At 72.8% G+C, this 26,167-nt stretch carries 18 protein-coding genes; 12 read left to right on the plus strand and 6 right to left on the minus strand.

All coding sequences use genetic code 11. The features are described 5' to 3' along the window. The first annotated feature begins 52 nt into the window (after nt 1–52). Genes VKA29_RS10990 through VKA29_RS11005 form a run of 4 tightly spaced genes read left to right on the plus strand, consistent with a single transcriptional unit; the run spans nt 53 to nt 7,569 of the window. Nucleotides 53–2,680, plus strand: a complete 2,628-nt coding sequence (locus VKA29_RS10990; RefSeq protein WP_324785163.1) for a hypothetical protein — start codon at nt 53–55, stop codon at nt 2,678–2,680. Between the two features lie 12 nt (nt 2,681–2,692). After that, nucleotides 2,693–3,784, plus strand: a complete 1,092-nt coding sequence (locus VKA29_RS10995) for a TRAFAC clade GTPase domain-containing protein (RefSeq protein WP_324785164.1) — start codon at nt 2,693–2,695, stop codon at nt 3,782–3,784. A gap of 5 nt (nt 3,785–3,789) precedes the next feature. After that, nucleotides 3,790–5,307, plus strand: coding sequence for a hypothetical protein (locus VKA29_RS11000; RefSeq protein WP_324785165.1), 1,518 nt, complete (start codon nt 3,790–3,792; stop codon nt 5,305–5,307). 3 nt (nt 5,308–5,310) lie between these two features. Then, entirely contained in the window at nt 5,311–7,569 is a 2,259-nt protein-coding gene (locus VKA29_RS11005; protein ID WP_324785166.1) for a hypothetical protein, read from the plus strand. On the opposite strand, the gene VKA29_RS11010 is transcribed toward VKA29_RS11005, so the two are convergent. From VKA29_RS11010 to VKA29_RS11025, 4 genes are all read right to left on the minus strand, one after another. After that, nucleotides 7,558–10,176, minus strand: coding sequence for an NACHT domain-containing protein (locus VKA29_RS11010; protein ID WP_324785167.1), 2,619 nt, complete (start codon nt 10,174–10,176; stop codon nt 7,558–7,560). The two genes, VKA29_RS11005 and VKA29_RS11010, sit on opposite strands and share 12 nt — an antisense overlap. A gap of 67 nt (nt 10,177–10,243) precedes the next feature. Then, the gene (locus VKA29_RS11015) at nt 10,244–11,122 is read right to left on the minus strand and encodes a hypothetical protein (RefSeq protein ID WP_324785168.1); all 879 of its coding nucleotides are present in this window, start codon (nt 11,120–11,122) and stop codon (nt 10,244–10,246) included. A gap of 95 nt (nt 11,123–11,217) precedes the next feature. Next, complete coding sequence (locus tag VKA29_RS11020; RefSeq protein WP_324785169.1) at nt 11,218–11,973, minus strand: hypothetical protein; 756 nt, start codon at nt 11,971–11,973, stop codon at nt 11,218–11,220. A 103-nt stretch (nt 11,974–12,076) separates the two neighbouring features. Then, the gene (locus VKA29_RS11025; RefSeq protein ID WP_324785170.1) at nt 12,077–12,928 is read right to left on the minus strand and encodes a hypothetical protein; all 852 of its coding nucleotides are present in this window, start codon (nt 12,926–12,928) and stop codon (nt 12,077–12,079) included. A 256-nt stretch (nt 12,929–13,184) separates the two neighbouring features. Here VKA29_RS11025 and VKA29_RS11030 point away from each other — a divergent pair, with 256 nt between their 5' ends. The 5 genes from VKA29_RS11030 to VKA29_RS11050 all read left to right on the plus strand — a co-directional run bounded on the left by VKA29_RS11030 (nt 13,185) and on the right by VKA29_RS11050 (nt 22,129). After that, nucleotides 13,185–16,007: a toll/interleukin-1 receptor domain-containing protein gene (locus tag VKA29_RS11030; protein ID WP_324785171.1), complete on the plus strand. Its 2,823-nt coding sequence runs from the start codon at nt 13,185–13,187 to the stop codon at nt 16,005–16,007. A 19-nt stretch (nt 16,008–16,026) separates the two neighbouring features. Next, nucleotides 16,027–16,713: a hypothetical protein gene (locus tag VKA29_RS11035; RefSeq protein ID WP_324785172.1), complete on the plus strand. Its 687-nt coding sequence runs from the start codon at nt 16,027–16,029 to the stop codon at nt 16,711–16,713. Nucleotides 16,714–16,788: 75 nt separating this feature from the next. Then, nucleotides 16,789–19,605 (plus strand): TIR domain-containing protein, encoded by a 2,817-nt coding sequence (locus tag VKA29_RS11040; RefSeq protein WP_324785173.1) that lies wholly within the window; start codon nt 16,789–16,791, stop codon nt 19,603–19,605. A 41-nt stretch (nt 19,606–19,646) separates the two neighbouring features. Next, on the plus strand, nt 19,647–20,330 hold the full coding sequence (locus tag VKA29_RS11045; RefSeq protein ID WP_324785174.1) for a hypothetical protein: 684 nt from the start codon (nt 19,647–19,649) through the stop codon (nt 20,328–20,330). 128 nt (nt 20,331–20,458) lie between these two features. Then, nucleotides 20,459–22,129, plus strand: coding sequence for a type I restriction enzyme endonuclease domain-containing protein (locus tag VKA29_RS11050; protein ID WP_324785339.1), 1,671 nt, complete (start codon nt 20,459–20,461; stop codon nt 22,127–22,129). Nucleotides 22,130–22,188: 59 nt separating this feature from the next. On the opposite strand, the gene VKA29_RS11055 is transcribed toward VKA29_RS11050, so the two are convergent. Both VKA29_RS11055 and VKA29_RS11060 read right to left on the minus strand, forming a co-directional pair. Then, on the minus strand, nt 22,189–22,389 hold the full coding sequence (locus tag VKA29_RS11055; protein ID WP_324785175.1) for a DUF397 domain-containing protein: 201 nt from the start codon (nt 22,387–22,389) through the stop codon (nt 22,189–22,191). After that, on the minus strand, nt 22,386–23,327 hold the full coding sequence (locus VKA29_RS11060; protein WP_324785176.1) for a helix-turn-helix transcriptional regulator: 942 nt from the start codon (nt 23,325–23,327) through the stop codon (nt 22,386–22,388). The genes VKA29_RS11055 and VKA29_RS11060 overlap by 4 nt, the downstream gene beginning before the upstream one ends. A 148-nt stretch (nt 23,328–23,475) precedes the next feature. Between VKA29_RS11060 and VKA29_RS11065 the strand changes: the two genes are divergently transcribed. The 3 genes from VKA29_RS11065 (at nt 23,476) to VKA29_RS11075 (ending at nt 26,154) form a co-directional block, all read left to right on the plus strand. Then, nucleotides 23,476–23,997: an ATP-binding protein gene (locus VKA29_RS11065; RefSeq protein ID WP_324785177.1), complete on the plus strand. Its 522-nt coding sequence runs from the start codon at nt 23,476–23,478 to the stop codon at nt 23,995–23,997. A gap of 376 nt (nt 23,998–24,373) precedes the next feature. Continuing rightward, nucleotides 24,374–25,225, plus strand: coding sequence for a hypothetical protein (locus tag VKA29_RS11070; protein ID WP_324785178.1), 852 nt, complete (start codon nt 24,374–24,376; stop codon nt 25,223–25,225). Nucleotides 25,226–25,614: 389 nt separating this feature from the next. Then, nucleotides 25,615–26,154: a hypothetical protein gene (locus tag VKA29_RS11075; protein WP_324785180.1), complete on the plus strand. Its 540-nt coding sequence runs from the start codon at nt 25,615–25,617 to the stop codon at nt 26,152–26,154. Nucleotides 26,155–26,167 lie beyond the last annotated feature (13 nt).

Genomic DNA, 26,167 nt, shown 5'->3' on the forward strand with positions numbered 1-26,167 from the left:
AATCGGCGCGAAAAGGACCGGGAAGGACCGGGAAGGACGGGGGAGGCACGCCGTGGCGTTCGACGAGCGGCGCTACCGGCGCGACGTGCTCGACGCCGGACTGCCGGTGACCGACGACCTGCGCACCCGCTACCAGTTGCCGGGGCGCCTGGACGGGCCGGCCGTCACCGAGACGGTCGCCGCGGTCCGCGCCTGCTGGCGCCGCAACCGCGCCCGCCTCAAGTACCGCCCGGTGATCGAGGAGCTCGAAGCCGGGCACCTGGTCCACGGGCCGCTGTTCGAGGCCGCGGCAGGCGGTGACCTGGGCCCGCTGCGGGCGGCCGTGGCCGAGCACGAACGGCAGGCCGGGGCCGGGCAGGAGGCGCTGCGGGCGACGCTGCGGGAGGCCGCGGCCGGGCTCGGCCTGCTCACCGGGGTCACCCTCGCGGAAGCCGCAGCGGCACACCGGGTCGGCGAGGCACAGGCACGGGACCTGCTGCCCGGCCTCGGGCTGCGCGTCGCCGAACCGGACCCGCTGCCCAGGGAGGTGCCCCACCCCGCCTGTGCCCGCTGCGGCCGCCACCTGGAGGTGCTGAGGCTGCGCCACCTGGACGACTTCCTCACCACCGGCACCCCGGGGGGCCGCACCCCGCAGCCCGTACGCCTCTTCGACGCGCCGCCGGTCGAGGCCGCGGCCGTGGAGACGGCGGCCCGCCGCTGGAGCCGGCTGCCGCACAGTGCCGCGCACACGGCCGCCCAGGCCGTGGCCGCCGCCGTACGCCGGGTGCTGGCCGACCAGGGCGCCGAGGGCCTCGCGCGGCTGCGGCTGTACGAGGTGGCCGTGGTGCTGCGGGAGAGGCTCGCCGCACGCGCCACCCCGGCCACCCTGCTCGCGCACGCGACCGGGGAGCTGTCGATCGCCGTACCGGACGCCCGGCGGCTGGTGTTCGCGGTGCTGCACGAGGAGGCCGGGAACCCGCTTCAGGCACGGCTGGCGCGGCTGGCGGCGGACGGACGGCTCGCGGAGGCGACGGCCGTCGCCGACCGACTGCCCGCCGACGCGCTGCCCGAGGACGCCCGCGCCCTGGTCGCCCACGTGCGCGACCGGCTCGCCGAGGCCCGCGCCCTGGTCGACCGGGCCCGGGGGCTGCCGGCCCGGGACGCCGACCTGGCCTGGGGCCTGCTGGAACAGGCGGAGGCCGTCGCCCGCGACGTGCCGGGCGCCGACGCCGTGCGCCGCGCCCTCACGGTCCGCCCGGTCTCCGGCCTGACCGCCACGACCCACTCCACGGGCGTCACCCTGACCTGGCGGCCCAGCCCGTCCACGGCGGGCGAGCCCGAGTACGAACTGCGGCGCACCGAAGGCCGCCCGCCGCACGACCCGGCCGACGGGACCGGGCTGCCGCTGCCGTCGCCGCGGGCCACCTCGTTCGCGGACCGTTCGGCCCCCGCCTGCGTCCCGCTGTACTACGCGGTCGCCGTGCGCCGGGCCGCCGAACCCGACAGCGCGCCCTCGCCGCTCGCGGTGTGCGGCCCCGTCACGTACTGGCCCGACGTCAGCGGCGTGCGACTGCGCCCCGAGGACCGCGCGATCACCGCCGCCTGGACCTGTCCGGCGCAGGCCGGGTCCGTCGAGGTGGTCCGCGTCGGGCCGGACGGCGAGCCGGTACGGGTCGCGGCCCGCCGCGACGGCTTCACGGACGGCGGACTCACCAACGACACGACGTACCGCTACCGCGTCCGCGTCGTCTACCACCCCGACGACGGGCGGCCCGTGCGCACCGGCGGCGTCTCGCTCACCGCCACCCCCCTCGGTCCGCCCGAGCCGGTCACCGACCTGGCCGTCCGCCGCGTGGAGGGCGGTCTCCTGGCCTGCTTCGACCCGCCGGCCGGCGGTGAGGTGCGCCTGTACGGCCTCGGCGACACACCCCCGTGGCCGCCCGGCACCCGGCTGCGCACCGCCGAGCTGCCCGGGCGGCCCATCACGGCCGAGCACGCCCCGGAGGGGCTGCGGTTCCCGCCGCCGGGCCGGCCCACGGTGGTGCAGGCGGTCACCGTCGCCGGGGAACGCGCCGTCACCGGAGCGCACGCGGTCGTCGCCGTGCGGCCGCTCGGCGCCCTCACCCTCACCCGGCACGGCGGCCCGGGCGTGGCCGTCGTCCTCGACTGGCCGCCCGACGCCGGCGACGAGGTGGAGGTCGTCTGGCGGACCCCCGGCGGGCGGGACGAGCGGCGGCGCACCGTCGGCCGGGCCGCCTACCGGCACCAGGCGGGCCTACGGCTGCCCGTCGCGGACGGCGCCGGGGTGGAGGTCGAGGTCCGGCCGGTGGCCGTGCTCGGCGGGCTGCGCACGTACGGCCCGCCGAGCACGGCGGCGCTGCCCGCCCGCACCGACGCCGGTTACCGGCTCCGGCGGCACGGCATGCCCGGACGGCGCACGGTCACCGCCGTGTTCACCGCGTCCGCCCCGGTACGGGCCGAGCGGCTGCTGCTGGTCCGCTCGCACGGCCCGCTCTGGCCGCTGGAGCCCGCAGACGGGGACGTCCTCGCGGACCTGGCCGGGGCGGAACTCGGCCCGGGGCGGGAGGTGCGGCTGTCGGCGCGGCTGCCCCGCGGCCCGGGCGGCTGGCTGCGCTGCTTCGCCGCCGGCGAGGGCCTCGTCCTGCGGGACCCGCCGCACCACACGCTCCGGATCACCTAGGGGGCAGGGGACATGAGACCGACGCGCCGGCGCACCTGGGTGTGCCCGCACTGCTTCCGGAACGTCACCAGGGCGCAGATCGGTTACGTCTGCGTCAGCGGTACCGCCGCCTGCGCCGAGGACCGGGGCCTGGCGTCCGCCGACCCCCGGGCCGGTTCCGCGGTGTGCCGCACCTGCGGCCGGACCGCCACCCGGCTGCGCTGCACGGCCTGCGGGGGCCGGCTGCCGGAGGGCTATCTGCGCACCCCCGGGAAACTGGTCGCGCTCGCGGGCCCCGTCGGCTCGGGCAAGAGCACCTACATCGCCGTCCTCGTGCACGAGTTGCTGCACCGCCTCGGCGCCGAACTCGACGCGGCCCTGCTGCCCTGCGACGACGACACCATGGCCGACTACCACGAACGCTACGAGCGGCACCTGTACGAGCAGCGGCGCACCGTCCCCAAGACCGCCGAGCACGACGGCGGCCGGCCCCTGGTGCACCGCCTCGGCCGCACCCGGCGGGGCCGCTTCGGACGCGTCCGCGACCACGTGCTGACCCTGGTGTTCCTGGACACCGCGGGCGAGCACTTCACCTCACGGGACCGCATGGAGACCCGACTGCGCTACCTCACCGCGGCCGACGCCGTCGTCGTCCTCGTCGACCCGCAGGACCTGCCCGGTGCCCCGCCGCACGGCGGGCAGGGGGTGCCGGACCGGTCGGGCGAGGTACTGGCCCGGGTGCTCGGCCACCTGGGCGGCAGCGGGAAGGTGACCGTTCCGGTCGCCGTCGCCCTCACCAAGGCCGACCTGCTCTGGCCCCACCTGCCGGACAACTCCGCCCTGCACCGCACCCGCCGCCCGGGCCCCGTCTTCGACGCCGACGACCGCGCCGCCGTCCACACCGAACTCCAGGCCCTGCTCAGCCGCTGGCAGGAACACCAACTCGACGCGCGGCTGCGCCGGTTCTGCACCGACTACCAACTGTTCGCGCTCTCCATGCTGGGCACCGCGCCGCAGCGCGGCGGCGGCCTCGGCCACGGCGGCGTCGTCCGGCCGCACCGCGTGGAGGACCCGCTGATGTGGCTGCTGCACCGCTTCGGCGCCCTCGACCGGGGACGGGGGTGACCGGCTTGGCCGGACAGGCTCACCACACCTCCGCCCCGCCGTCGGCCACAGGCCGCCACGGCGGTTTCCGCTTCACCGCCGTCTCCCCGGCGGCCCGCCCCGCGCTCGCCGTCCTTGGCCCCCTGACCGGGTACACGCCCCCGCCGGGCGCCGTCCGGCCCGCCGACCATCCGGTGGCGTTCGCCTACGACCGCCCCGACGACGACACGGCCGTCCTGACCCGCACCCGCTTCACCGGCCGGGACTACACCGGACGCCTCGGCAACCACTTCTGCCACGCCCTCTGCGCCGCCCCGGCGGAACTGGCGGGCCTGCGCCCCGTCGAGCTGTGGGACACCCCGCAGTGGGCGCCGTCCCCGGCGCCCGACGACGGCCGGGCCCTGCCCGACCTCGCCGAACTCCTGCCCGGGAACGCCGTCGGACCCGACCGCGTCCGGCGGCTGCTGGACGCCACCGGCGAGACGGGGGTCCGCCTCCTGGAGCGGCTGCTCACCGCGGCCCTGCGGGCGCTGGCCGGCGAGGGCGCGGGCGCGAGCCTGGTCTCCGCGGATCCGGAACGCGTCGTCGACTGGATCGCCGCGGTCTCCTACACCCTCCCGGCGGGCCTGACCGCCCGGCTGACGTTCACGACGTACACGGCGCGCCCGGAGGACGACCACCGCCATCTGACCGGCACGCGGCCGGAAACGGCGGGGCGGGCGCCGGCCCCGGTGTTCGATCTCGACGGGCCGCGGGTGGACGCAGCCGCGGAGCCGTGCGCGACGGCGCGCTTCCTCGCGCGCGCGTGGGGCAGCGGGCGGCTGGACGTGGTGGACGCCGTCGCCGACCTGTGGGACGCGGCTCCGGACCAGGGCGCCCGGGCGGGCGTACGGCGGCTGCGGGCCGCGTGCGCACTGCTCGCACCGGTCGGCACGGCCGGGGAGCCGGCAGGGAAACCGACCGGGAAGGACTCGGCGGACTCCGCCAGGAGGGACTTGCCGGACTCCGGCCTCGCGGGCTTCGTACGGGCGGTGGCGGAGCTGCGGCCGCAGGCGGCGGGTGTCCCGCCCGAGCGGGTACGGGACGCGGCCGAACGCCGTCTCACGACCTTGAGGGCACCGCTGGGTGACGTGCGGGCCGCGCTCGGGCCGCTGCCCGAGCCCTACCGGCGTGCCGTCCTGGCGGGCCTGCTCGCCGCCCTGGAGGCCGCCCCCGAGTCGCGGACCGAGGTCCTGGACGCCCGGGCCTGCGCCTTCCTCGCCTCCCTCGCCGACGGAGCACCGGGTGCGGAACAGGACCTGCTCGCCCGAGCCCCCCGTACCGCGCTGCACGCGCTGTGCCGGGCACCCGGAGAGCCGCGCCGGGCCGGTCTGCGGATCCTGCGGCTCTACCGACGGGGGCTGTGGGAGGAGGCGGAGACCTACGAGGCGCTGCGCGACCTGGTGCGCGCCGAGGAGCCGGATCCGGGACCGGAGCCGGAGCCCGGGCCGGAACGGGGACCCCGGCGGCCGTGGCGGCGCGGGCAGGCCCGGGAGAAGGAGTGATCCGTGGCCAACCCCGCCGTTCTCCTCATCATGATCGTCCTGCTGGCCGCGCTGACCGTCGGCCACGGCGTGCTGGTGACCCTGCCGCGTCTCGTGCTGTGCCAACTGGGGATCGTGTGGCGGACGTTCGGGACGGCCGCGGCCGTCGCAGCCGACCCGGACGGCGAACCGGCCGTCCCCGCCTACTTCCGCGTCACCGCGCTGCGGGATCTGCGCGCGGCCTGGTGGGACGGTCTCGACGAGCACACCCGGGTCGTCGGCGACGCCGAGCGGTTCGTGGACCACTGCGTGGGAGGGTTCGCCCGCCAGTCGCGGCACGGCCCGACCTGGGGACGGCGTTTCCTCGCCGCCGTCATGGCCCCGGTCCTGGTGCTCACGATGACCGCCGCCATCCTCACCGCGACCGCGCTGAGCATCCTCCCGCTGCTGTTCTCGCTCCTGTGCTGGGCCCTGTGCCGCGTGCTGTGGGCGCTGTGGCGGCTGATGTGGGCCGTGGTCGAGCGGGCGGGCCGCGCACTGAGCCCCGGGCCCGCCCCGTGCCCGTACGGCGACTGCGGGCGCACCGTCGTGCGCCCGGTGCGCCTGTGCCCCCGCTGCGGCGCCCGGCACGCCGCGCTGACCCCGAACCGGTACGGCGCGCTGCACCACCGCTGCCGCTGCGGCACCCGCCTCCCCGCCGTCCTCGGCGTCCGCCGCCTGGACGCCTGCTGCCCGCACTGCCGGGACCCGCTGCCCGCCGGATACCAGCGGGCCCGCGTGGTGGTACTCGTCGGCGGCCCGCCCGCGCAGCGCACCGGCGTCCACCGGCAGGGCCTGACCGCACTGGGCGCCCCGCCCGGGAGCGAACCGCCGCTGGTGCGCGCGGGCCGCTCGCCCCTGCTGTGGTTCGACCCGCCCGGTGACGCCTACCGCAGCCAGGAGTCGGTCGCCCGGCTGGAGATCCTGGGCCGGGCCGACGGGCTGCTGCTGGTGGTGGACGAACCCGCCGCGCACAGCGCCGCCGTGCACGCCGTCACCCGCGTCCTGCACCTCCTGAGCGCCCTGCCCGCGCGCCGCCGCCCACGCCGTCTCGCGCTGCTGTACACCCGGGCCGCCCGCGGCGACGACACCGCCGTACGCGCCGAGCTGGCGGCGGCCGACGGCGGCCATCTGCTGCGCGCACTCGACCGCACCGGCATCCCGGTGCGGTGCGTCCCGGCCTCCGCTCTCGCCGGGATCCCGCAGTGGCTGGCCGGGACGCCCGGCACCCCGGGCCCGGGCGGCACCCTCGCCCCACCGCCCGCGCGCCGTCCCGGAGGCGTCCCGGTGCGGCTGCCGCGCCACCGGGTGGCCCGCCACGGACTGCTGCTCGCCCACCTCGCCGGGTTCGCGGCCGTGCCGCTCGTGCTGGTCCTGCTGCAGGCGGGCGTCCTGCCGCCGCGGGCGCTCCTCGGTCTGCCCGCCGCCTACGACAAGTGGCGTCACCCGCTGACCGGTTCCGTCCACCAGGTCGACCTGATGGCCGCCGCTACTCCCGACTGGCCCCGCATCGGCGTCAGTTACGCGGACCCTGGACACCCGCCCTCGGCGGCGCTGCCCGGCCACACCGGATACTGGTCGGTCACCGGCGCTCCGAAGAACGACAACTGGCTGCGCGTCGACTTCGGGATGCCGCTGCCGCTGAGCGAGGTCTCGGTCGACTTCGACCCGGACACCGTCGAGGGCATCTTCTCGCCGAGCTTCGACCTGGAGGGCCAGGTCGGCGCGCGTACCGTCTGGACTTCCCACTCCGGTGCGTGGCAGGCCCGCACGGTGGGAGGCGGCAAGTACGGCATCGCCAAGACGTACGGCTACCACATCCCCTACCGGCACACCGTCGACTCGATCCGCATCGGTGTCGGCTCCTCGTGGGACAAGGACGACAAGAACGAGCAACGCCTGCGCGAGTTCAACGTCCGCTGGACCAGCTCCGACGCCCTGCGTCTGCGTCCGGCCGACGGTGGCCGGCTCCGCATCGAGAACACCACCGCCCGCGACCTCGCCGTCGTCGTACGACCGCCCCGGCTGCCCGCGGGCTGGCACGCCACGCTCGTGGGACGGCCGCCCCGCGTGCTGCGGGCCCAGGACACGTACGAGGCGCGCTGGCGGATCACGGCGCCGGAAGGCGCCGCGGGTCACGCCCCGGTCGCCTACGCCGTCGACGCCACCGAGGACGGGCACACGGTGACGTCCCGCTGCCTGGCCCTGCTCACGGCCGCCGGAGGGTCCGAGTCACTCTGCTGAGGGCCGGGTCCCGGTCCCGTGCGTCCAGCGCGGCCCGGCGAATCCGGCCAGCGCGCCGCTGAGCCCGTCGTCGATCCGCGGGGTGAGGCCGAGCGGCAGCACCAGGTACCAGCCGTCGCCCAGCCGGGAGCGGCGCGGCGGGCGCGGGGCATCGGCGGTCGGCCGCACCTGGAGCGCGTAGAAGCCCGCGTCCCGGCCCCGGAAGATCACCCGGCGCACGGTGATCTCCTCGACGTGCCGCCAGGCGTAGGAGCGGCGCCTGCGCCCCGTGACGGAGGTGACGCCGTCCCGGGTGACCTCCAGCTCGATCCGCCGACGCGGCATGAGGAAGCCGATCACGGTGATCAGCGCGCCGAGGAAGGGCAGGAACAGGACCGACGCCCACGAGGGGAGCTCGCGCCACTGACCGGCCACGGTGAACCGCACGAGGACGAAGGCCATCAGCGGGCCCAGCACCGCCCAGTGGGCCAGCGGCAGCCTGCGGGAGCGGCCGCGGAGGTGGTAACGGTCCCCGGTGCTCCGCACGGTGAAGTGCCGCGCGGCCGCGAGCGCGGGGACGCGCGGCGGCCCGGGTACGGCCGCCGTGCCGCGCTCCCGGGCGCGCCGCCCCGCCAGGTGCTCCTGGAGCCTGCGGTTGCGGAACCGGTAGGTGCCGCCCGACAGCTGCAGCAGGCCCGCCGTCCGCGCGTCCCCGAGGAAGGACATGAGCGCCCAGGGCACCCGTCCGGTCGCCGCCAGCGAGCACTTGGCGAGGATCCAGCGGCTCCACGGACTGAGCAGCACGAACATCGCGGACGCACCGGCCCAGGCGCCGAACGCCGGCCACCAACTGCCCGATCCGCGCGCGTCGAGCCAGAAGAACGAACCGGCGCCGGCCCCGATCAGGGGGGCCACGAGCGTCACCGTCGTGACGAGCGTGGTCTGTTCGCCGCGCAGGAGCTCGCCGGGGCCGGCGGCGTCCACGGTGTCGGCGGGTGCCGCGTACACGATCATCAGCAGGACCGGCAGCACGGCACCGATCGCGAGCATGACCAGGGCCGGGTCCGGCGTCCGGAAGACGTACAGCGCGAGGAGGACGACGACCAGGGCGGGGCCGCCCGTGAGCGCCGCGAGGCGGACCTGCGGGCCGACCCGCGCGTGCCGGTCGACGGAGCGCAGGGCGTGGACGAACAGCAGCGGGTTGGCGCTGCGGCGGGGCTCGGCGAGCCGCTGCCCGAACCAGCCCGCGGTGACGGACCGGGCGAGCGCCGCCAGGACCACCCCGAACATCACGGCGTTCGTCACACTGATGTCGCCCAGCCCGGAGGTCCGCGCGTAACCGGACATGGGCGCCCGGATGACGAACGAGAGCAGGATGCCGGCCGCCGTCAGCGCGGGCACCGCGAGCAGCCGGGGCAACGGCGCCGCGTACAGCCGCCACCAGGCGAGCTCGGACTCCTCCCGGCGGCTGAGCAGCAGCGCCAGGTACGACAGCCAGGCGTCGGCCCGTTCGGCGTCCCAGGCGCGGGGCGGGTGCAGCCGGCCGGGCTCCGGCGGCCGTGCCGGAAACGCGGCGGGCACGATCCGGTCGAGCAGGTGCGCCTCGACCGCCTCCCGGGTGGGGAAGCGCGCCCGGTCCGCCAACTCGCCCGGCGCGGAAGGAGGTTGCTCGTAGGAGCGGCGCACCAGCCACACCATCAGGGGGCTGGTCAGGGCCCACGAGACCGGTGCGGAGGGCTGCGCCCGGAGGGTGTCCAGCAGGCCGGCCCAGGCGGCGGCGCGGGCCCGCGGCCGGGCCCTGCGGAGGTAGTCCGCCACCTCGTCCGGGCGCAGCGGCAGCGACTCGATGACGGTGGCGTGCCGCAGGCCCTTGCCCTGCCCGTCGAGGTCGGCGTACTCGGCCGTGCGGGAGACGAGCACGGCGTCCCCGTCGCCGCCGAGGCCGGAGTTGAGGACGTCGAGGACCTCGGCGCGGCGGTGCCCGGGGAGTTCGTCGAGGCCGTCGAGGACGGGCAGCACCCGCCGGTCCAGGACCAGCCGGCGGGCCGGGTGCACGCCGTCCACGGGCGGCAGGCCGGGGTGGTCCCGGTGCAGCCGGTCCACCAGCCACTCGGTCAGCGACTGCCGCCGGGTGTCCCAGGACTCCAGCGACAGCACGAGCGGGATCGGTACCTCGCGTTCGCCCTGGGTGAGCCGGCGGGCGAGCAGTTCGAGGGTGAGCAGCACGGACAGGACGGTCTTGCCGGACCCGGCGGTGCCGAGCACGACCAGCCGCCGCCGGGGCCCGAGCCGCAGGAACGCCCCGGCGATGGTGTCCGTACCGGAGCCCGCCGGGATGTACTCCCCGGCGGACGCCACCCGGTGACTGGGTGTCCAGCGCACGGGCAGCGGCTGCGGGTCGGTCATGTCCCAGGCGTCGGCCTCGGCCCGCCAGCGGTACAGCAGGCTGCGCGCCAGTCTCCGCTCGGCCGCCGCCAGCGGGGCGTCGTCATCGGGAGCGTCCACCCGCAGGCTGACGTTGAGGTCGCCCTGGAGGATCCCGATCTGGATCAGGTACTCGGCGGTGCAGTCGACCGCGGTGTTGGTGATCTGCGGCCGCTCACCGCCCGACCCCGTCTGCCTCGACATCTACGTCCGCCCCCGTCGTCGCCCTTCCCACTGTACTCATCGTCACCAAGCCGTCACCGGTGCCGGCTCAGGATTCCGTCGGCTTCCCGTGCAGCCGCACCGTGCCGAGGATCTTCCTGATCGTCGAGTCCGGCAGCTCGCCCTTCACACCCGTGGCGCCGAACAGGCACCACGCGGCGAGGCCGCCCGCGGAGTTCCTGAAACCGAAGGCGACGGCCTTGCCGTCGGTCGCGCACCTGTCCTTCTGCGGCGTGTTCACGGACCGGGCCCAGGCGACGCTGCCCTTGAGGCCGGACCTGGTCGTGTACGGCTTCGCCGCCCTGTCGGAGACGATGCTCTTCCTGTCGGGCTGCGTGTAACCGGCGTACACCCACGCGCGCGCCTGGCGCAGGGCGGCATCGCCGGTGCCCTCGGCCCCCTCGGCGCCTTTGCTGCCCGCCACCGCCACCGCGGTGCTCTCCACGCGCCCGTCCTGGTCGCTGTCGGACAGGCACAGGTCGTTCCGGAAGATCACCGTGCCGCTCATGGCGATGAGGAACTTGCCCCAGTTCTTGCGGTCGCCGTAGTCGGCCTTGCTGTCGTGGAAGCCGATCACCAGGCTCGGCGACTCGACGTCCCAGTCCGGCGGCACGTCGAAGGCCGTGCCGAACTCCGGGTTGACGACGACCTTCCACCCCGGGACGGTCGGCTTCCCGGCCCCGCCGCCGGACGCCGACGCGGATGCCGTCACCGATGCCGTCGCGCCGCGCGGCGCACTCGCCGACGCCTTCCCGTTCCCGCCGCCGACGTCGTCCCTCTCACCCCTGCCGCCGCCCAGGAACAGCGAGCCGGCGACGCCCGCGGCCACGACCACGGCCGCCGCCGCGGCGACCGCGACGGCCTTCGCCCGGTACCCGCCGTCCGAGCCGGGGTTCCGCCCGCCACCGTACGGCCGTCCTGACCACATGGCAGTCACCATAGCCCCGCGCACCGCCGGTCACCTCGGGCTGACCGGCGGCCGTCAGGGGGGAGCACCGACGGGATCGGGGCCCGGCAGGGGGATCAGGGACGCGACCCGCTGTCGCGATCGGGTCCGCCGTCCGAGGCAGGCGCGGAGCGCCGCGTGTCCTGCCCCGGTACGCCACCCGTGTGGCGGGCCGCGTGCCAGGCGGACCTGCGCAGATGACGCTCCGGGTCGCGGATGCCCGCGATCTCACCCAGACCGATCACGTAGGGCCGCAGATTGTGCTGGAGTTCGCGCAGGGCCTGCCGGAACTCCGCGTTGTCCGGCCAGGCCGACTCGTCCTGCCCGGGGTTGGCCTCCTCGAAGGCGCGCAGCCGGGGATGCCAGGTGGCCAGGAAGGGGGCGAGCTCGAAGTTGAGTATGTCCAGGACCAGTTCGTGGACGGAGTCGCCGTCCGCGGGGGGAGGCGGAGCGCTGCCGGACTCCAGAGGCTCGCGATACATGTCGAACAGTGTCTTCAGGGACGTGAGAGCCTCGCGCAGATTGCCGCTCCCGTCGTCCAACGGGCGGGTCGCCACACGCGTCGCGGCCTGGAAGAACAGGCGCAGCGCGGCCTGCCGCATGTCCGTGTTCGCCTTGAAGGTCATCTCGCTGCCCGGGAGTACCAGCCGCACCTCCGTCAACTGGACCGACCTGCGGTAGACATCGGCGCCGAGGACGAGGGCGACACCGGCCACACCGCCGACCGTGACGGAGAGCAACTGGCCTCCCGTCTGGCTGATGGAGTACGCCGCGACGCCGACGACGGCCCCTGCCGTCGCGGCCAGCACCGCCCGCCCCGCCGTGCGTAACACGGATCCCCTGGTCGATCGCTGACGTGCCGCCACCTCAGTGTCCCTTCCCCCGGATGCCGCAGGGCACGGACGCTCCACCGTGCCGCCGGGAGAATCTATCGGGTCAGCGGCCCCGGCGCAGTCGCCCCAGCCCGCGGCTTGCCAGGGCGGCGATCTCCTGCGGCAGGCGGGAACCGGCCAGTTGCCGGTTCTCCTCGTCGGTCAGGCCGTTGCGCAGGCCCGCCCATCCGGGAGCGTCGGCCAGTGCCCGAAGCCGCTCCAGCCCGTCGATGAAGCGGGGATCGGGCGGCGTGGCGTCCGAGGGACGCGGTACCTCGGGCGCGCCCTCCAGGCCGAGCGCCCTGACGATGTCGGCGGTGACCCCGCCGTAGCCCGCCGCGAGATAGACGGCCGGCCCGGCTTCCAAGGCCAGCAGTGCTTCTTCCACGAGCCCGGGCAGGGCCCCGAGGAACCCTCCTCGCCTGCCGCCGAGGAGCAGGTGCGCGTCGACGTGGCGCATGAGGTGGCGACGCATGCCGGTGAGCGCGCGCTGTCCGGTCTCGGGGTCGGTCTCGGGCACGGGGTCCTCGCCCCGGCCGGCGGCGGGGTCGACCGGTTCGCCGTCGACGCTCAGGCAGACGATCTCACCGTGGCGGCCGAACTGTTCCCGGCGCAGGGCCAGTTCGGACAGCGACAGGCTGCGGTGCTCGGTCCACGCGAGGCAGTTGAGCAACGGGCGCGACGAGGGCGCGTACGCCCGCAACTGCTCGACCAGGAAGACGGTGTAGCCGTCCTGGCGGAGGTTTCCTCCGTAGGCCAGCGTGCCACCCGCCGTCACGACGAGCCGCGCGAGTTCACCGAGGACGGTGCGGAACCCGCTCTCGGCCAGGCCCAGCCTGTCCAGGTCGGCACTGCCCGCGACCGAGACACCGATCCGCACGCCCTTCAGGGAGCCGGCCGGCAGTGCGTCGGACATGTACGTCCCTCCGATCTCGCGCCTCAGGGACATACCCCGGTGCCTCCGCAGAGCGTACGTCAGGCAATCGTCCACCAGCGGGTTCACGCCCCGACGACGGCGTCTTCCAGCCCCGTCCGAGCGCACTCCTTCGCTTCGGCTCCGCCCGGTGACCGTGAGCGCTATGTTCTTTGACCTGGACGAGCAAGCCGGAAGGCGTACGGCATGCGGCCGAAGGCCGCATGATGCGGACGCGCGGGGGAGTCTGGACGAGCGGATGAGTCGTTCGGGAAGCCGGGGACAGGAAGGCGGGGCAGACGCGTACGCCTACGACGCCTTCGTCTCCTACAGCCACGCCTGGGACAAGGACGTCGCGAAGGCCTTCCAGAGCGCACTGCAGGGCTTCGACCGCCCCTGGTACCGGCCGAGAAGCCTGAAACTGTTCCGCGACGAGACCAATCTCGCGGCAAGTCCTCATCTCTGGCGGGAAATCGAGAGGGGACTGACCCGGTCCCGGTGGCTGGTGGTGATGGCGAGCCCGCCGGCCGCGGCGTCGCCGTGGGTGAGGCAGGAGATCCGCTGGTGGCTCACCCACCGGTCCGCGGACACCCTGCTCATCGGGTGGACGGACGGCACGCTGGTCTGGGACTCGGACCGGGCGTCGTTCGACTGGTCGCGGACCGACGCCCTGCCGCACGAGGAGATGGCCCGCGCCTTCGGCCAGGAGCCCCGCTGGATCGACCTGCGCTGGTTGCGCGGTGCGGAGCAGGCCGGTGCGGATCCGCGCCTGATCGAGAGCATGGCGGAGTTCGTCGCGCCCCTGACCGGCAAGTCGAAGGACGAGCTGATCGGCGACCATGTGCGCCAGCGCCGCAGGACCCGCCACTGGGTGCAGGCCACCGTCACCGTGCTCACGATGCTCTTCCTCATCGCCGTGGCCGGTGGGATCACCGCCCTCGACCAGCGCGACAACGCCCGCGCCCAGACCCTGGTCGCGCAGTCCCGGCAGCTCGTCGCCGAGGCCTCGTCGATCAGAGACACCCAGCCGGACCTGGCCCGCCAGTTGATGGTGGAGGCCTACCGACTCGCGCCCACGGCGGAAGCGGCCGGGGCGCTCATCGACAGTTACGCGATGCCCCGGGTCGTGCACGGGCCCGGCGCCGTACGCGCGGCCGCGTACAGCAGCCGGGGACTGCTGGCCGTGGCCGGCGACGGCGTCCGCCTGTCCGACCCCGCCCGCGGGACACCGCCGGTCTCCGTCGACCCCGTGCGGCACCCGGTGACCGCGGTCGCGTTCAGCCCGGACGGCAGGCTGCTGGCTCTCGGCGGCGCCCACGGCGAGGTGCGGCTGCTGGACGTGACGGACGCCCGCAGTCCCAGGACTCTGGCGGTGCCGTCCGCGGTGCCCGGTCGCGGGCAGGTCCTGGTCCTCGTTCTCACCTCTGGCGGGCGACTGGTCGCCATGACGGACAAGGGTGGTCTCGTCCTCGACGTCCAGGACCCCGCTCGTCCGAAGTTCCTCGGCTCCCTGCCTGCTGCCGCGGTCGCGGCAAGCCCGAGGGGCGATCTGATCGCCACCAGGGTGCGGGGAGAAGAACGTCTGCGTCTGTGGACCCTCTCCCGCTCCGCCCGGCTCCGCCCGGTCGCCGCTTTCACCGCACTGCCCGGTGGCGCCGTCGGAGAGCCGCGGCAGATCGCGTTCAGCCCGAACGGCCGGCTCCTCGCCGTCGCCGGCGACGACAGCAGGGTGAGTCTGTGGGACATCGCGGACCCGGACCGTCCCGTCGCCAGACCGGAACTGTACGCACAGACCCGCTTCGGCGTACTCGCCGTGGCTTTCTCCCCGGACGCGACCACCCTGGCCGCCGGGGACAGCGACGGCACGGTCGGGCTCTGGGACGTGTCCGATCCCCTCCGCCCTCGTTCCGGCGCCCGGCTGAGTGGCCACCCGACGGCAGTGGGCGGCCTCTCCTTCAGCCCGGACGGAAGCACCGTGGCCGCTGTCGGCGTCACGAAGAGCACCGACATCGGGACCGACCCCGGCACCCTGCGGCTGTGGGCCGTGTCGGGGAGCGAGCGGACCTCCGCGTTCGCCACCCTGCCGACCACGGGCATCTTTCCGCCCGCGTTCAGCCCGGACGGTCGCCTGCTGGCCGCCGGGGGCGCTCCCACCACCCTGTGGCGGATCGATGGCACACGACCGCCGCGTCTCATGGCGACTGTGGACAGCTACGCCGCCGGCGGCCAGGCCGCGGCCTTCGGCGCTGCCGGGCGCACCCTGGTCTCGGGCCTGCCGGTGAAGGCATGGGACCTGACCGATCCTGCGAAGCCGCGCGACCTGGCCCCCGGGACGATCCGCACGGCCGGCGCGGAGGCTCTCAGCATGAACCCGGTCCTCCCCTTGATGGCCACCCGGGCCGCACCCGGTGGGACGGTGCAAGTGTGGGACATCGGCGCAAGGAAACGGCCTCTACTGCTCGGCACACTCGGCGATGCCCTCGGCAAGGGCCAGGCCCTGGCGTTCAGCCCGGACGGCGCGCTGCTCGCCGCACCGAACCGGGAGGGCGCCGTACGGCTCTGGCGGGTCGCGCGGCACGCCCGGCCCACGCCTGTGGGAGACATCCCGGTGGCAAGGGGGAAGGCCACCGCGCTGGCCTTCGGTCCGAGCCACCGCACTCTGCTCGTCGGCGACGAGTCCGGGAGGCTCACCACGTGGGACGTCTCACATCCCGGCCGACCGGTGCGAAAGGGCGCCTCCGCCTGGCGTACCGGTGCCATCACCGGACTCGCCCTCCACCCGGGCGGAAAGCTCGCCGCCACCGCCGGCCTGGACGGCCGCATCCGCCTGTGGGACCTCAGCACCCCGGCTCACCCGGTCGAGGTGACCTCGCTGAGCGGCGGCGGCCTCTTCCCCTTCGCGACCGTGGACTTCAGCCCGGACGGAGGCCTGCTGGCGGTCAGCGGCGACAGAGGAGTGCGGCTGTGGACCGTGGACCGTACCGACATCCTCCGGCGTCTGTGTGCCGAGTCCCCCCGCATTTCTCCCGACCAGTGGACGCAGTACCTCCCGGACCGACCCTACGACCCACCCTGCGCCTGACACAGAAGACGAGGGCACCGTGGCAACCTTCCTGCAGCGCACCACCCCGCTCACCGCGTTCCTGACGTTTCTGCTGCTGACCAGCGCGTGCGACGCACCGAAGCCCGCGCCCCCCGTCGAAACGTCGGCCCAGGGATCCGACGCCACCGGCACCGGGTCCTCGGGCGCGTCACCCACCGCCGGGTCGTCCGCCCCCGAGGTCGTCGGACCGGCGCCGGCGGATCTGCACGATGTGGACTGGACGAAGACCCCCGCCCCGGGCGAGTTCTGCGGCGTGCCGGAACTCGTGCGATTCGACGCCCGGGGCGAAGCCAGGGCCACATCCACGGTGTGGGGGCCGGTACACGTCATGCGCGGGCGGAACGTCTACTACGGCGACACCGACGGCGACAACCGCGACGAGGCCGCGCTCTACGTCGGCTGCGACGACGGGGTCACCCAGAACGCGCAGATCGCCGCCGGTTACGTGGTGTACGCGCGGGTGGGGAAGGACCTGGTCGTCATCGGCTCGATCACCCCGCGGCAGAAGGCCGGGCCGTACCCCACGCTGCTCGCACGGCCGGAGTTCGCACCCGGCCGGATCATCGCGCACGAGAAGTGGTACCGCCCCAACGACGCCCACTGCTGCCCGAGCGGTGACGCCACCACCGTCTGGACCCGTGAGGGCAGCCGGCTGACGCCGGGCGAGCCCCACATCACCTCGTGACCGGACCGGCGGGACTCATGACCTGAACGTGGACCGGCCCCGGACGGGGCCCGAGGACGGGAGGACGGCAGCGGGATGGCAGGACGGGCGGACACCGAACCCCACTACGACGCCTTCATCTCCTACAGCCAGAATCTGGACCGCGACGTCGCGACCGTCTTCCAGCGGGGGATGGAGAACTTCGGGCGGCCCTGGTACCGGCCGGTGCAGTTACGGGTGTTCCGTGACACGACGCATCTCAGCGCCAGCCGCAATCTGCAGGAGGACATCGAGAAAGCCCTGGCACGTTCGAGCTGGCTCATCGTGATGGCCTCCCCCCGGGCCGCCGCATCGCCCTGGGTCCGCGCCGAGATCGACTGGTGGGTGGCGCACGGCCGCGGTGAGCGCCTGCTCCTCGCCTGGACCGACGGCACTCTGGAGTGGAGCCGGGCCGCGGAGGACTTCGACTGGTCCCGCACGGACGCCCTGCCGCGTGAACAGATGGAACGGGTCCTGGCCGCCGCGCCCGGGTGTCCTCGGTGGGTGGATCTCAGATGGCTGCGCGCACAGATCGACGAGGACGGCTCGGTGCCCGTCGACGACCCCCGACTGGTCGCGGACGTCGCGGAGTTCGTCGCCCCCGTCCAGGGCCGGTCGAAGGCCGAGCTGATCGGACACCACCTCGGCCTCAGACGCCGCAGGAACCGGCTGGTCGCGGGCACGGTCTCGGTACTCTGCGCGCTGCTGGCGACGGCCATGGTGCTCGGCCTGGTCGCCGAACGGCAACGCAACGTCGCGACCGAACGCCAACTGATCGCCGAGTCACGACAGTTGGTCGCCGAGGCGGCTACCGTCCAGGACACCCAGCCCGATCTGGCCCGTCAACTCCTCGTCGAGGCGTACCGCCTGTCGCACACCGAGCAGGCGGTCGGCGGTCTGCTGGCCAGCGCGGCCATCCCGCGTCTGCTGCGCACCAGCGGCCGGTCCCGTGCCGTCGCCTACAGTTCGAGCGGGAAGCTGATGGCCGCCGCCTTCGACGGCGGGGTGGTGCTGTACGACACGTCGACGGATCAGGTCGTCTCCGCCCTGACGGGGCAGGGGCGCAGTGTGCGGGCGGTCGCCTTCCGCTCGGACGGCAGGCTGCTCGCCGAGGGCGACTTCGAGGGGCGGGTACGGCTGTGGGACCTGACGAGCAGGACCGAGCCGAGGCTGCTGGCGACGGTCAGGCCCGACGAAGGCGTGCGGGAGCTGACGTTCGCGGCACGGGCCCCCTTGCTGATGGTGGGCACCGGGTCGCGGGTAGTCCTCCTCGACGTCCGGGACCCGGGCCACCCCAGGGCCGTCGAGGAATCGTCCCCGATCGGGGAGGACGTCGCGTGGGGTACCGACGTGAGTCCGGACGGAGAACTGATCGCGGCAAGCGTGGACGACGAACGGATACGGCTCATGCGGCTGTCCCCGTCCGGAAAGGTCTCGCTGACCGACGCCTTCGCGGAACCTGCCTCCGTGCTGGCCTTCAGCCCCAGTGGCCATCTCCTTGTCACCGCCGGTGGGGACTACACCGCACGTCTGTGGGACATCGCCGATCCCCGGCGCCCGCGACTCCGCTCGGTGCTGAACGCCCACGGTCTGTTCATCACGGCGGTGGCCTTCGCGCACGACGGGAAGACCCTGGCCACCGGGGCGGGAGACAGGATCATCCAGTTGTGGGACATCTCCGACCCGCTTCGCCCCAGGCAGGGCGCACGCCTGTCCGGCGACACGGCGTACATCAGCTCCCTCGCGTTCGCTCCGGACGACCGCACCCTCGCGTCCGCGGCCCCCGACGACGTGTCGCCCCAGGGCGGAGCCGTGCGCCTGTGGAACGTCCATGGCGCGCAGAGCGCATCGGCCTACGAGACCCTTCCATCCGCTGATCTGTCCCCCCAGCCCTTCGACCCGAAGGGCCGATTCGTGGTCGCCGGCCGGCCCAGCACGCTCTGGCAGGTGGGCGGGGTGCCGGAACCGCGGCGCCTGGCCACGCTGACCACCTTCAACCGCGGTGGTCAGCGCATCTCCGTCAGCCCGGACGGACGCACCCTCGCGACCGGTCACCCGCTCCGCTTCTGGGACGTGAGCACCCCCTCACGACCGCGCGAGCGGGGTGCTTCCCAGGAGGTGACGGACCCGCAGGCCGTGGTGTACGGGCCCGACGGTTCGGTCCTCGCCGCCACCGAACCGCTCGGGCCGGTTCGCCTGTGGAAGGTGAGCGACCCGGAGCGTCCCCGGATCCTCAGCACACTGTCCGGTTCGGGCGCCGCGTCCTCCTACGAGGGGACCGCGCCCGTCGCCTTCGCCGGGAAACGTGGCCTCCTGGCGGCCCTGCGCAAGGACCGCGAGGCAGTCCAGCTGTGGGACATCAGCCGCCCGGACCGGCCGGTGAGGACGGAAGTGATCCCCGTGGAGTCGGCGACGGCCGACTCCATCGCCACCAGCTCCGACGGTCGCACCCTGTTCGTCGGGGACTCGCGGGGAACGGTGACGGCCTGGAGCATCACGGACCCGCACCGGGCGAGGAAACTCGGCAGGACGCAGCGGCACTCGGGCGAGGTGGCGTATCTCGCGGCGCACCCCACCGAGGACCTGCTTGCCAGCGCGGACCAGTACGGGGACGTCCGGCTGTGGGACGTGAGTGAGCCCGCCGTCCCCCGGGAGACAGCCGTGCTCGCCACCAGCGGTTCCCTCACCCCGACCGGGCTCGCGTTCAGCCCTGACGGAGGGCTGATCGCGGTCTCGACGGACGACAGCACGCTGTTGTGGCACACGGACGTCGACGCCATCCTCCGGCAGTTGTGCGCCGAGTCCGTTCCCATCACCGAACCCCAGTGGAAGCAGTACCTCCCCGACCGCCCCTACGACCCGCCATGCGCGTAGCCCCCTTGTCCGGACGACTGGCAGTACCGCCGGGAGGATCCATGCAACGCTCTTCGGCCGCCCTGTGCGCGGCAGCAGCCCTTCTCGCCCTCGGCGCGGGATGCTCGTCCCCCACCCCCGATCCCCGGGTCCCCAGGGCCTCCACGCCCTCGCACGGGGAGACAGCCGACTCCTCACCCGGGGAGGTTCCCGAGCCCTCACCCACCCGGCCCGCCGGGTTGGGCCGCGCACCCGAGGACCTGCACGACATGGACTGGGCGGGGGCCGCCGTACCCGGCGACTTCTGCGATGTGCGGGGCCTCATCAGGTTCAGGGCCGGCCAGGCCTGGGCGCAGTCCGGCAAGTGGGGCAAGGTCCATGCCGAGGACCGCCCCGAAGCCGTCGCCTACGGAGACCTCCTCGGGGACTCCCGTGACGAGGCGGCGCTGCTGGCGGGATGCGACACCGGTGGCGAGACAGCCGGCGCCCGGCTCGCCTGGGCCTACGTGGTGTTCACCAGCGAGAAGGGCGAACTCCGGTTCGTGGGCACCGTCACTCCGCAGTACGTGGGCAGACAGGCCGGCGCATTCGACGGGATCCAGCTGGCCTCCGGCCGGGTCGTCGCCCACGAGGTCTGGTTCCGCGAGAGCGATCCCGACTGCTGTCCGTCGGGCAGGGCCACCACCAGGTGGACCCTGGACGACGACGGAACCCTCGACCCGGATTCCCCGCACGTCACGTCCTGACCCGGCAGCTCGGCAGTCCACGTTGAACGGGTTTTCGAAGCGGTGAAAGGTGTCTGCCGACCAACCCGGGCCCGGGCGACGGCCTCGACGACACCGAACGCCGCCGCGTCGAACAGGCCGTGGCGACCATGAACGCGATGTACGGCGCGCCGGCCCGCATACGGGACCTCGCCGCCGACCTGGTGGACCACTGGGAGGCCCGCCGGGAGCGGATGAAGCCGTTCGTCGGCGCCTCCAAGTCCGGCGGCGCGCCTGGCAAGGCGATGGTGGTGTGCGCGACCCGCGAGATCTGCGTCCGCGTCTACGACGCCCTGCGCGAGCTGCGGCCCGAGTGGCACAGCGACGAGTTCGAGAAGGGCGCGATGAAGATCGTGTTCTCGTCGAACTCCCGCAAGGACACGGACGCGCTGCTCGCCCACGCCCTGACCGACAGCCGCCGCAAGACGGTCATCAACCGGGCCAAGGACCCCGACGACGAGCTGGAACTGCCCATCGTCAACAACATGCTGCTGACCGGCTTCGACGCCCCGCCGATCCACACCATGTACCTGGACCGCCCGCTCAAGGGCGCCAACCTCATGCAGGCCCTCGCCCGAGTCAACCGCCGCTTTCGCGGCAAGGAGGACGGCCTCCTCGTCGGCTACGCCCCGCTGACGGAGAACCTCCAGCGGGCCATCGCCGAGTACACCGAGGCCGACCAGCGCGACCGCACCCTCGGCCAGGACGTCGAACGCGCACTGGACGAGCTGCGCAACGAGTACGACGTCCTCACCGGCATCCTCCGCGGCTTCGCCTGGGAACCGCTGATCGACCGTCCCGGCCCCCGCGCTTTCGTCGACGCCGCCCTGAAGACCGCCAACCACCTGCGCGACCCCCGCACCCTCGGCAACAATCCCGATCAGCTCGACGACCCGCGCCAGACCCTGGGCCGCCGCTTCCGTGACCACGCCTACCGCCTGGGACGCTTCTGGGCGCTGGCGGGCAGCTCGAAGGAGGTCGGGAGCCGGTTCGCGGACAAGCCGGCCTGGAAGCGGCACATCCAGTTCTTCGCCGAGGTCCGCGCCTACATGGCCAAGCTGGACGCCATGGAGCGGGAGGCCCGCGGCCTCCCGGTGGCCCGCGACGTCGAGCTCTGCCTCGCCCAGCTCACCTCGTCGGTGGTGGAGACGGGCGGCGTGACCGAACTGTTCGCCGAAGCCGGGCTGGAGACCGCCGATCTCACCCACCTCACCGACGCGCTCGTCGCCCAGCTCCAGAACAGCGAAACCCCGCACCTGGCGGCCGAGGCACCGCGGCGGCTCGTCGAGCGGAAGATGCGCGAGGTCACCCGGCACAACATCGTCCGGCAGACCACGTTCTCCGAGCGTCTCCAGGACCTGATGATGCGCTACATGCGCCAGCAGTACACCAGCGCCGAACTCATCGCCAAGCTGGTCGAGATGGCCAAGGAGGCCGCTGCCGACGCCCGCCGGGGCGAGAAGTTCGACCCGCCGCCCCTGAACTGGCGCGAACTCGCCTTCTACGACGCCGTCGCCGACCACGGCACAGCGCGCTCGCTCATGGGCGACGAGGCCCTGGCGGGCATCGCCCGCGAACTCGTCACCGGGGTCCGCCGCCGGCTCAAGCCCGACTGGATAGCCCGCGAGTCCGTCCGCGCCCGCCTGCGCAGCACCATCAAGCGCCTCCTGGCCCGCAACAACTACCCGCCGGACCAGCAGAAGGAGGCCATCGACCTGGTCCTCCGCCAGATGGAACACTTCGCCAACGAGCGGTCCGTCAACGGGGTCCCGGAGGACTGAACGCGAGAGCCCTGCCGACCGAGACCCAGGCCGGCAGGGCTCTCACAACCGTACGAGCGTCAGCCGCGCCCCTCCGACGAGGCCAGCCCGACGAACCCCGCCCACGCCTCACGCGACACCGTGACGACGGAACCGGCGATGGCCTTCGAGTCACGGACGTGCACAGCAGCCGAACCAGCGGCGACTTCGACGCACTGGCCGCCCTCGGTGTCGCTGTAGCTGCTCTTGAACCAGGTGAGTTCGGACTCGGCGGTGTTCATAGCTCTCCCAGCAACCTCTCGATGAACTGCGAGGACTCTCGCGGACTGAAAGCCTGTGATCGGATGATCCCATAGCGTGCGGCGGCGAGAGCCGTCTGTTCAGGGTCGGCTTCGAGTGTGCTGATTGCGTGCGCCTCGGAGTAGATGAATTTCTTGCCGTCCTTCCGAGTGACGACGGTGAATGGCCCGTTGACGCCTGCGTTGTCCTCGCAGCTGAGCGGCATGACCTGGATCTCGACGTTCCGCTTCTGTCCGATCAGAAGGAGATGCTCCAGCTGGCCGCGTAGTACGTCTTTACTGCCGTAGCGCTGCCGCAACACCGCCTCGGTCATTACGAAGCCCAGTAGTGGCGTGGGCTGCCGGTCGAAGATGTCCTGCCGGGCCAGCCGGGCGGTCACCCGCTGATCGATCGTTTCTTGAGTCAAGGGCGGACGCCTCATGCCAAGCAGGGCCCGCATGTACTCCTCGGTCTGAAGTAGGCCGTTGATGATGAGCGCGTCGTACATGAGCAGCTCGATGCACTCCTTCTCCAGCTTCGCCATCCCCTGGAATCGAGCCGGATACTGAGCCCGCTCCACCTGCTCCTTCCACAGACACAGCAACCCGCCCGCCCTCAGCACCTCGTCCGCCCGCTCGATGGTCCGGGGTGACGGGATCCGCCGCCCCTGCTCGAACGACGCGACCGTGGACGCCGAGTACCCGAGCCGTCTGCCGAACTCCTCGCGCTCCAGCCCCTCCCGGAGCCGGAGCGTCTTCATGGTCTGCCCGAACGCGACGACGACACCGCGCCCCGCCTCGTCCTCCGGCCGCCGCCCGGCCCCGTCGTCGTTCTCCCACCCGTCCCCGAGACTCACGACCGCCGCTACCGCGTCGTCCCGGTCCCCGTGCTCTCCGGAAGCCACCTCAGCCCCCGCCGCCGCACCCTTGCGCTCAGCCATCTCACCACCGCCTCTTGAGCCCAACGCCCCCGCACGGGACGCCGTAACGGTGCGCAGCTCCGACTCCTGCGTACAACGCGCGTACAGCCGCCCCCTGTCGCTACGTCACCACTGGTCACGCTATGCGACCGACGGGACGGTGAGGGGCATGACGACGAAACCCATCAATCCCGCCAATCCCACCGACACCACCCAACTCACCACCCCCTGCTCCCCCTTGAAGGCACCCCCACCACTGGACTCCACCCCCGCCTTCGAGATGTGCTTCACCTCCACACCCCGCGGAGCCCGGCTCGCCCGCCGTCTCGCAGCCGTCCGTCTCGACGAGTGGGGCATCCCGTACGGCACCGACCCGCACGAGGCGATCGTGCTGATCGTCGCCGAGCTGAGCGCGAACGCCGTGCGGCACGGTCATGTCCCCGGCAGGGACTTCCACCTCCGCCTCCAAGCCACCCCCGACGGCCGCACCGTACGAGTCGAGGTCACCGACACCCGCACCGAACGCCACCCCCGCCGCCCCACCGCCCCGCCGGACGTCCCCGACGCGGAAGAAGCCGGCCGTGGGCTGCTCCTCGTATCGCAACTCGCGACCCACTGGGACTGGCACCCGCGGCCGAACGGTCCCGGCAAGACGGTTTGGGCCGAGTACGCGTTCCCGGCACGGCTCTGAGCAGGCGGATCGGCGAGATGCGAGGACGAGCTGAGTGATCAACCAGGCCGGCGAACAGCGCTCTCACCGCCTCGAAATGATCACCGCATCCTCAACAACCGCTCTGATAAAGGCAGTTATCACAAACATGCCACCGAGCAAGGTTCGATCGCTCCTACGGTTCCCATCGTCGACAGGCACCCGAGCGGTCCGGCCGCCTCGGCGCCCGTCGGTGCTCGCCCTTCCACGACGCGGTGGGCTCTCTCACCTGGAAAGTGCTCTTTTCCTCGCAGCCAACAGGACCCTCAGCAAGTCCTATCGTTGCACGTCAAGAGCACTTTCTGTGTTTCTGAATCAGCCTGCGGACAGCCCACCTCGTGAAAGCGCGAGGCTAGTGGTGAACTTTGGCGACGACGCCGAGGCGGCACAGGCTGCCGCCCGCATCGACCCCAAGTCATGGGTGCTTCGCGCGGGTGCCCACCGCATCCCCCTCCACCGGCCGATGCTGGCGAAGGTGGGCTCCTACATCGAGCTCTCGATCCTGCCCGTGGCCGTCAGCTGGGGTTGTGGCCTGAACGGCAGCCTCCCCAGATTCCAACTCACCGCAGCAGAGCTGACCGAACTGGGACACCAACTCTACAAACCGCTCGCGCAGTTCCACGGATATGCCGCCGCGAAGGTCGGCTGGGATCCGGAATCACTCCTGGACCCCGCTGAGCTCAGGTGTGAGTGGTCAGACGAACTGAACGACGGCAGCATCCACGGGCTCGTGCTCTGCGAAGAGCTGCATGCCGAACTCGCCCCGAGCGCCCTACCCAGGCCAACTCACACACACATACTGACAATTACTCCCGTGGGCACGCTCGGCTTCGCTCCGGATCCCCTGGTGGTGCCGCACCCGGCGACAGTGCGCCAGCTGCTCGCCCGTCTGGACGGCGACGCACTGGATGCCGCGATCGGCGCCTTCCTGTCCGCACAGACGGCTCGCACCCGGGAGCCGGACACGCTGCGGCCGATCGCGGTCAACGGCAAGACCGTCCGTGGCTCACGCACCCGGACCTCAGCGGCGGTCTCACTCCTGGCCGCGATGACGCACAGCGGAGAGGTCCTCGCCCAGCGCCAGGTCGCCGACAAGAGCCACGAAATCCCCTCCTTCGCACCGCTGTTGGACGGCGCCGACCTCAGCCATGCCGTGATCACGCCCTCCAAGTCGTGCGCTGGAGACGAGACCTCGGCTCGGGCAAGCTGACCATCGAGCGCATCTACCTGATCACCGGCCTCACCGGATGAAACCAGACAAGATCACTTCACGCAAAGACCCTGGGCGCTGCACGCCCTCGAACCCGTGCCCCACACCACCATCAGCCCTCGGCGCGAAATCGGACCCTGGAACCATCAGCCGGTGAATTCGGGCTGAGTAAAAACTACTCCTTCCCGGAGTCATATTCGAAACTCTATGGATCGACGGGGAAGGTTGTTGGCGTCCAGTTGTGGTCCAGTGAGAGTCGGTCCTCGAAGGCGGTCTGATATGCGACGTGCTGTGGGTCCGGCCTGACGAGATCGTTGAGCCACGGTTCTCGGCTGAATCGCCACGCCCGCGTGGCGAGCAACGCTAGACCGTCTGGTAATGTTTACGCCATGGGAGCTATCGAATGTTCAGTCCCGGTGACCGGTAATGGCGACATGAACGCAGCGCGGGCCGATCTCTGGAAGTGCATATATGGCTTCGTCCGCAAGCACGTTGGAGCCTCGACAGAGGAAGTCTTCTATTATCTGGATGGCAATGATCCGTGTGATACGGATGATTCTGACGACTGTATATCCTGGAAGTTCCGGGATCTGGCAGGGTGCTGCACGCGGTCGATGAATGTTTGGCTGCATTGGCTCGTAATCGCGTTCGCCGCCAATTGGGACACGTTCGACTCCGTGGCGAGGCGCCACGGGTTCACGTTTACAGGTGAGCGTCCCGTACTCGCCGATCTTCTGGCCGATATGCCCGATCGCTTCGTTGTGCTCCGCGGCGACGTGTGGCAAGTCTACGAGAACGGATTGTGGGGCGACGACCGGGTACTGAGCCTCGATGACCTTTCGCCCGAGGAGTGGGATCGTTATGAAGCCGCGAAGACGCTGTGCCGGTGTGATCTGTGCGTCGAGCTTCGCCCGGTCGACCAGGGCTGACGCAAGATCCAGG

Source organism: Streptomyces sp. H51, assembly GCF_035656535.1.
GTDB lineage: Bacteria > Actinomycetota > Actinomycetes > Streptomycetales > Streptomycetaceae > Streptomyces.